This is a genomic window from Streptomyces sp. NPDC127092, from assembly GCF_042722475.1.
In the GTDB taxonomy this organism is placed as follows: Bacteria; Actinomycetota; Actinomycetes; order Streptomycetales; family Streptomycetaceae; genus Streptomyces.
In genome coordinates this window covers 1-1,912 of sequence record NZ_JBHXFE010000167.1, presented here as the reverse complement: position 1 = coordinate 1,912, position 1,912 = coordinate 1, and the positions used below count along the sequence as shown (strand labels likewise).

The following is a 1,912-nucleotide window of genomic DNA, read 5'->3' as shown; positions in this document are numbered from 1 at the left end:
GTGGGGACGTCGGTGGTCTCGGTCATCAGTGCACCTTGAAGTAGTCGAAGGGCTCGAGGCACTCCCGGCAGGTGTAGAGGGCCTTGCAGGAGGTGGAGCCGAAGCGGGTGATCTCGCGGGTGTTCAGGGAGTGGCAGCGCGGGCACTTCACGGCCATGCCGATCATGACCGGGCCGTCCGTGGTGCGCGCGACGGGCGGGGCGATGCCGTACTCGTTGAGCTTGGCCTTGCCCTCGTCCGTCATCCAGTCCGTGGTCCACGCCGGCTGCAGCGCCAGGCGCACCTCGGCGTCGGGGAACCCGGCGCGCTCGAGCGCGCGGGTGACGTCCGTGGTGATGGTGTCCATGGCGGGGCAGCCGGAATAGGTGGGCGTGATGACGACGACGGCCCTCTCGCCCTCGGCCCGTGCCTCCCGGAGGATCCCCAGGTCCGCGATGGACAGCACGGGAATCTCCGGGTCGTGCACGGTGGAGGCCGCATCCCAGACCCGCGCATCGGCGGGATCGGCGGGGCGCAGCTCGCTGGCGGTGGTCACCAGGTCGCTCCCGGGTGACGGCGCGCCAGGGACTGCATCTCTGCGAGGATGTACCCGCGGTACTCGCTCATGGCGCCGGAGCGGTCGCCGCCGCGGGCGGTGCCCGTCGTCGGGACGGTCAGGCCGGCCTCCTCGATGGCCGCGCGGATGCGGGTCATCGTGGGCTCCTCCAGCGAGGACGGCAGCACGGCGACGCCCTGCTCGGCGAGGGCGCGGACGACGTCGTCGTCGTGGAAGAGCTCGGCCACGTAGGGCCACAGCTCGTCCAGGCCGCGCTGCATGCGGCGCTTCGACTCCTCGGTGCCCAGGCCCAGGCGCTGCAGCCACAGGGCGGCGTGGTCCTGGTGGTACAGGACCTCCTTGAGGGCCTTGTCCGCGATGGCGGCGAGCGTGGGGTCCGTGGACTCGCGCAGGCGGGTGTACAGCTCGTACGAGTAGAACGAGTAGTACAGCTGGCGGGCGATCGTCTTGGCGAAGTCGCCGTTCTCGGCCTCCACGAGGCGGACGGAGCGGAACTCCTCCTCGTCGCGGAAGTACGCGAGCTCGTCCTCGGTCTTGCCCCATGCCGTGCCGGCGTAGGAGAGGAGGAAGCGGGCGTGGCCCACGAGGTCCAGGGCGATGTTGCCCAGGGCGATGTCCTCCTCGAGCTCCGGGGCGCGCGAGATCCACCAGGACAGGCGCTGGCCGAGCATCAGGGCGTCGTCACCGAGGGCGAGGGCGTAGCGGGCGACGTCGTCGCTCGCCTTCTGCTCGCCGGCCGCGATCTCCTCCGCGGTGATGGCCACGCCCGCGGAGTGCTTCGTGGCGGAGTCGTTGGTCGCGAAGCTCACAGGTGCGGCACCCCCTCGGACTGCTGGTAGTAGGTGGCGTGACGGTAGGACTTGCCCTGCGGGGACTCGAAGAAGCCGCCCTTGGAGTCCGGGTCGGAGGCCGCGATGGCCTCGGCCGGGACGACCCACACGGAGGTGCCCTCGTTGCGGCGGGTGTACAGGTCGCGCGCGTTGCGCAGCGCCAGGGTGGCGTCCGGGGCGTGCAGCGAGCCGGCGTGCACGTGGGAGAGGCCGCGGTTGGCGCGGACGAAGACCTCCCACAGGGGCCAGGCGTGGGAGGCGGCGGTGGTCTCGCTCATGGGTCAGGCTCCGATCAGGTGGGTCTCGGCCGGCGCGTTCTGCTCGGCCTGGCGGCGGGCGTAGGCGGCGGCGGCCTCGCGGACCCAGGCGCCCTCCTCGTGGGCCTGGATGCGCCGGGCCATGCGCTGGGTGTTCATGGGGCCGTTGCCCTTGATCACGGACATGAACTCGTCCCAGTCCAGCTCGCCGAAGTCGTAGTGGCCGCGCTCCTCGTTCCACTTCAGGTCCGGGTCCGGCAGGGTGAGGC

General features: G+C 71.5%; 3 protein-coding genes and 1 pseudogene. All 4 read right to left on the bottom strand.

Features of this window, described 5'->3' with window-relative positions; all coding sequences use genetic code 11:
- Nucleotides 1-25: 25 nt before the first annotated feature.
- Nucleotides 26-535, bottom strand: a complete 510-nt coding sequence (paaD, locus tag ACFWJO_RS38430) for a 1,2-phenylacetyl-CoA epoxidase subunit PaaD (RefSeq protein WP_049146511.1) — start codon at nucleotides 533-535, stop codon at nucleotides 26-28.
- On the bottom strand, nucleotides 532-1,365 hold the full coding sequence (gene paaC, locus ACFWJO_RS38425; RefSeq protein ID WP_134377425.1) for a 1,2-phenylacetyl-CoA epoxidase subunit PaaC: 834 nt from the start codon (nucleotides 1,363-1,365) through the stop codon (nucleotides 532-534). Before paaC ends, paaD begins: the two co-directional genes overlap by 4 nt.
- Complete coding sequence (gene paaB, locus ACFWJO_RS38420; RefSeq protein WP_002857863.1) at nucleotides 1,362-1,664, bottom strand: 1,2-phenylacetyl-CoA epoxidase subunit PaaB; 303 nt, start codon at nucleotides 1,662-1,664, stop codon at nucleotides 1,362-1,364. Before paaB ends, paaC begins: the two co-directional genes overlap by 4 nt.
- Before the next feature lie 3 nt (nucleotides 1,665-1,667).
- A pseudogene (locus ACFWJO_RS38415) lies at nucleotides 1,668-1,912 on the bottom strand (1,2-phenylacetyl-CoA epoxidase subunit A); the annotation flags it as partial.

Excerpts from the sequence above, each read along its gene's own strand:
- paaB (WP_002857863.1), bottom strand. The coding sequence starts at position 1,664 with ATGAGCGAGACCACCGCCGCCTCCCACGCCTGGCCCCTGTGGGAGGTC.